The following is a 4,022-nucleotide window of genomic DNA, read 5'->3' as shown; positions in this document are numbered from 1 at the left end:
GAATAGTACTGAAAGTCTTATCTGTTCTTGCAACTCTTAAGTTGTAGTTAGTGCCTAAATATCCGTATGAAGTGAACATATATCTGTAACCTGTATCTTTATTATATACAGCATACGGACCTTCCGGACCTACGACACCACTTGGAGTTGAGAATAATCTCGTACCGAATTTTTGACTGCTTGAAAGGATTGTTTCGTCAGAAGTATAGTCGATGCCTTTTACAAGACCGGTATCAGTATCAAGTTCAGCTATGTGAATACCTTTCCAGAACGAACCCCAAATAAAGTAGGTCTTGCCGTCTGTATCTGTAAAGATGTTTGCATCAATACAGTTAGTATTGTAATTGTTGTTTTCCTTACTTGCGATTACGACACCTGCGTCAATATATTCATCGTCCCATAGTCCCGGTGACTTAGCTTTTATAAGGCTGATGACTGAGTTTCTGCCACCAAAACCGCATGATGTTGAAAGATAGAACCAATACGGATATTCGTCACCCTCTTTATAGTATAAATCGGGTGCCCAATAAGTAGTGTTGGCTGTTGGATATATAATTTTTCCATTTTTATCTGTTTGCTGGTAGTTATCATCAATAAACTTTTTAGCCTTTTCCGGAACTGTTATTTCACTTCTATAATCGTGCTTTTCCCAATTAATCAAGTCATCCGATTCAAATACAAGATTGTGAGTTGAATAAGCATAATAACGGTGCGAAACAGGGTCTTTGAATATTGTTGGGTCGTGAGCTTCTTCTGTTGTGTCTGCGCTGTCGGCAGGTGTTGCGTCAGGGAACTCAACACTTGCGGTAGGCAAGTAACCTGCTTCGTAAGTTGCAGTCTTGTCATCAGCTGTGCTTGATACAAGAACTTTATAATATGAAACATTACTGTCACCTGTTATGTAATCTGTAAAATCGTAACTGTCCATAATACCGAGTGTTACAGAATCAAGTGTTTGTACAGCATCGGACTGCTTTCCGTCTTTGTCAAAAGGAACAATTTGTAATGAAACAGACTGCTCCGACGGAGTGTAGTTTGTAACGCTTGTTTTCACTTTTACTTTATCGCCTGTACGGATTTGGAATGCTTTGTTGTCACTTAACGGTTGTAAGCCGTCTATTGAGTTCCATACGAACACTTTTACAGTGTCATTTTCGTTTTTCTTTATATTTTCAAAAGTAACTGTTTTGTCTGATGTTACATCTGATTTACTCTTTTTTGCTGCATTTGTAAGAACACCGTTTGAGTATGAAGCTGCAATTATTTCATATTTGTCCTCTGAAGGGGACGGAACTGAAACGGTAACGTTATTGCCACTCTCTGTAACACTGTAATTTGTATAGAATTGAGTGTTAATATCAAGACAATTCTTTTCTTTTACAGCTTCCTCTTGCTCTCTTTGTATAGCTTTTGCGGCAAGTTGGTTAATTTCGGTTTCGTTCAATGCTCTGCCGTATACTTTGAAATCATCAATCATACCCGAAAAACCTTCTCCGCTGCCCCAGTTTGCGTGACCGATCCATGTAGACGCGTCAGCAGTAAACAGTGACTTGATGTCAACTGCCGCAGTGTCTGAGGCTAATAGTTTACCGTTTACATATACCTTTGTACCGTCAGCGGTAAATACTGCTGTGACGTATTGCCAGTCACCGCTTGCGTTTGCATTAACGCTGCTCAGACGTGTTCCGCTGTTGTTGTAACGTTCAACGGTATAGCCTGAAGATGAGGCAAGCATACCTAAATACTTTTCATAATTAAAGTTTTGCTTATCACTTACAGGTGTTGTCATAAACGCCCATCTGCTTGACGGTTTAATCCAAAAAGAAAATGTTGCGGCATCTTTGCCGTTTAAAAGACCTTTCGGAAGTTCAAGATAATTGCCTGCTGCGTCTGTTGAAATGCTTAATGCTTTGCTTGAACCGTCATAGTTGTCAACATAGCTTACACTGCCGTGTTCCATAACGGTACCGCCGACCGTTGCATTGAATGAGCCGGAAGAAGTGCCTGTTTCATCAAACATGATGTCCATAAGCAGACCGTCCGTAGGCAGTGCATCATCAGCCAATGCGGTGTGAGGTATGGCAAGTGCCGAACACAACATAGATGCTGAAATAACACCGCTTAAGACTTTTTTCAGTGTTTTGTTCATTATATCTCTCTCCTTACGTGTGTTTTTTAACTATATTATTATACCAAAAAAAATTGGCGGTGTAAATAATATAAGAAGATAAGCACAATAAATTAGTGATAAAACACTGATTTTTTGAATAATATTGAATTGGAGGTGGGACGTGTGAAATTAAACGACATTGTAGCCGACGAAAAACACGGTAACGGACTTTTGGGATTGCTTATTTTTTTGCTTGTTGTCGGTGTGACGGTAGGGAGTGTGTATTTGGCGAAAAACAGCGGCGATATGGCAGAGGGGATAAAAAATTATATAGGCAGTTTTTGTACGGCTGTAAGCGAAAATAAGAACAGTATGACTGTTTTTAAAAATTCGTTACAAGCTAATCTTATCAGTGTCGGAATTGTATTTTTAATGGGATTTTTGAGATTCGGTTTTATTATAACGGGAGCGATTATTGTAAGGAAAGGGTTTATAATAGGTTTTACAACCGCGTCATTTATTAAATTCTATGGAGCAAAAGGTATGCTTGTTATGCTTTCAACAATGCCGACAATACTTATAACAATACCGACATTACTGCTTTTTTCGGCTGTAAGCATCAAATATTCACTTAATTCTGAAAGAAAATCAAAAAAAATAATTTTTTCGTATATATTTTTTATGATAATAATAATTTCTATATTTTGTGTTGCGTCATTGTCGGAGGGATACTTGACCACAACATTTATGAGCTGGGTTTCGCCGAAATTAAGCTAAAACGCTGAAAATGGCATAAAAACAAGAAAAATAGGGGTTTACAAATTAAAAAAATGTGGTATAATTATAATCGCATTGAAATATAAATGAAATATTTTTGAAATATACGTAAAGAAACAGTAAACTCGGAGGAATGAACAAAATGAATACCTACGTTAAGGAATACACAAGTTTTATGACAGATATACGCCATAAATCGCTAAACACAGTTGAATCATATAAGCGTGATGTTACACAATATATTTCTTATCTTGACGGAACAGGCGTAACGGATATATCGTCTACAACAAAGACCACGGTATTGTCATATTTGCTTTATCTTCAAAAGGAGGGCAGAGCAAGCTCGACTGTTTCAAGGACACTTGCGTCACTTCGTTCGTATTATTTGTTTATGATGCAAAACGGTGTTGTAAAGTCAAATCCGACTTCTAATCTTGAGGCACCTCATGTGGAAAAGAAAATTCCGAAAATTTTATCAGGCGAAGAAGTTGAACTTCTTTTGGAACAGCCTAAAAACTGTGATAATAAGGGTATACGCGACAAGGCTATGCTTGAACTTTTGTACGCAACAGGTATAAGAGTGAGTGAACTTATCAATCTTGACGTAAGTGATGTTAATGTTCCTATGAGTTTTGTTCGTTGTAAGGGCGGAAAGAAAGAACGTATTATTCCTATGGGACATCAGGCAAAAGACGCACTTGAAAATTACATAAACAATGTCAGAAAATATATGGTTAAAGATGAAAACGAAACAGCGTTGTTCGTAAATTGCAGCGGTGCGCGTCTTTCAAGACAGGGTTTCTGGAAACTTATAAAATACTATCAGCATATCGCAGGTATTGAAACTGATATAACACCTCATACTTTACGTCATTCGTTTGCGGCACATCTTCTCGAAAACGGTGCTGATTTACATTCAATTCAAGAAATGATGGGACATGCCGATATTTCATCGACACAAGTTTATTCAAGAATGATGAACAGTAAAATTAAAGACGTATATGCAAAAGCACACCCGCGTGCATAAGAAAAAATATGCCTTACACTTGTAGGGTATATTTTTTTTGAATAATTAATAATTCATTATATAAAATAACTATTGACACAAACGGCGGTGTAATGATATATTATAAGT

3 protein-coding genes are annotated in these 4,022 nt (G+C 37.3%); 2 read left to right on the top strand and 1 reads right to left on the bottom strand.

Annotated features, from left to right (window positions below; translation table 11 throughout):
* On the bottom strand, nucleotides 1–2,149 hold a 2,149-nt coding region (locus tag ACLTU0_RS11165; protein WP_412322506.1), incomplete at its 3' end, for a LamG-like jellyroll fold domain-containing protein.
* 144 nt (nucleotides 2,150–2,293) lie between these two features.
* Here ACLTU0_RS11165 and ACLTU0_RS11160 point away from each other — a divergent pair.
* The gene (locus tag ACLTU0_RS11160) at nucleotides 2,294–2,887 is read left to right on the top strand and encodes a stage II sporulation protein M (RefSeq protein ID WP_412322505.1); all 594 of its coding nucleotides are present in this window, start codon (nucleotides 2,294–2,296) and stop codon (nucleotides 2,885–2,887) included.
* Between the two features lie 142 nt (nucleotides 2,888–3,029).
* Nucleotides 3,030–3,914, top strand: a complete 885-nt coding sequence (gene xerD / locus ACLTU0_RS11155) for a site-specific tyrosine recombinase XerD (protein WP_117965885.1) — start codon at nucleotides 3,030–3,032, stop codon at nucleotides 3,912–3,914.
* The last annotated feature ends 108 nt before the right edge of the window (nucleotides 3,915–4,022 follow it).

The sequence above is a fragment of the Hominilimicola sp. genome (assembly GCF_046972485.1).
GTDB classification, from domain to species: Bacteria; Bacillota; Clostridia; order UBA1381; family UBA1381; genus Hominilimicola; species Hominilimicola fabiformis.
Note: the sequence above shows the minus strand (reverse complement) of the source record. Positions and strands in the feature narration are given on the sequence as shown.

Bases quoted from the DNA above. Each gene is read 5' to 3' on its own strand.
- xerD (WP_117965885.1), top strand. From the start codon at position 3,030: ATGAATACCTACGTTAAGGAATACACAAGTTTTATGACAGATATACGC.